Annotated in this window: 1 protein-coding gene; it reads right to left on the reverse strand. The window is 63.9% G+C overall.

Annotated elements, in window-relative coordinates; translation table 11 throughout:
- On the reverse strand, positions 1–1,254 hold a 1,254-nt coding region (locus D7231_RS34985; RefSeq protein ID WP_199739535.1), incomplete at its 3' end, for a terminase.
- Positions 1,255–1,287 lie beyond the last annotated feature (33 nt).

Raw genomic sequence — 1,287 nt, forward strand, 5'->3', positions numbered from 1 at the left:
TATCTGCCGGTTCTCGACGGCCGACACCAACCGCTCATTAGCGAGGGTGAGTTCCCGGAGACCGCCCCGCATATCCCGGCCCACCGCCGAGTGAGGCGCGGCCTTGATCAGGAGACGTTCCCGGTAATCCTCGCTCCACGTATCGACGTAGGATTCCCACAGCGCCACGTCGGCGAAGAACGCCGTCACGTCGTAGCGCTCCAAGGCGTTCCTGACCGCCTCGTCCACCGCTTGGCGGTCCACCTCCCAGCCGTCCCCGGCCGGGCCTTCTGGGCGCTCCCAGATACCCAGCGGAGCGATGAAACGATCCCGAACGCGCACGGCGACGAGGGCGGTTGCGTCATCGCGCCGTCCGCCGTCAAATCCGAGGGTGATTTCGTCGCCCTCGTTCAGCTCGTCGTCAACGGCGCACGTGTCCCAGTCTTCCGGCGCAATGAGCTGATCCTCTGCCGTGACCAACTGATTGAAGAACATTCGCTGCGACTGCGAGCGCGGCATATGGCCGCTGTAGATCGTGGAAATGATCCAATCGACGTCAAGCCAGGTGGCGTCACCCCGAGCCGCGAGGATGCCCGCGCGGAGCTGGTCAGGGTCGCCCATGTCGATCGGCGGAGACTCGACGGAGTCGTAATAGATGCCACTGTCCCGGGCCTTGCCCTCGCTGATCTTCGACCACGAATGCCACGACCGTTCAGCCACCGAATCCTCACCCGGGAGCGGGGCGTTTGTGATCTCCATTGTCCGGGCCCCGCCGCCGCGGCTCTTAGCGACGTTTCCGGCAATGGTCATCGCCATGTCGTGACCCGCATTCGCCTGCACCCAATGGTGCGTCTCATTCATGATGACGAAACTGCTGCGGCCACCTTCCAACGAACGCGGGGACGAGGTAACCGCCTCGATCACCCCGCCCGATGCGGAATAGATGACCTCCTTCCCGAGGTCAACCCCGTACCGGTCTATGAGCTTCGGAGAGCACATCGGGCCGAAAAGCCGCATGGTGTTGCGCGTCTGATCCCGGCTAACCGCCGCGACTTGGACCCACGGCGCTTGATGCGGTACGGCGATCGGAGTTCCGTCCGCGCGCCAGCCCCCGAAACGGCACGGGCCGACGAATTCGGCCAAAGCGAGCGACGCAAGGAATGGGTCCTTACCGTGGACCCCAGCCCTTGAGGCGTCGAATCGTCCCCTGTCGGTAACGGAAAACGCCTCGCTCGTCAATCTCGTACCAGCGCAGAAGTATGCGGACTTGCTCATCCGTGTATTCCCAGCGTTGTCCGGCTTTGGGGC

Origin of the sequence: Streptomyces klenkii, assembly GCF_003626645.1 — a bacterium.
In the GTDB taxonomy this organism is placed as follows: domain Bacteria; phylum Actinomycetota; class Actinomycetes; order Streptomycetales; family Streptomycetaceae; genus Streptomyces; species Streptomyces klenkii.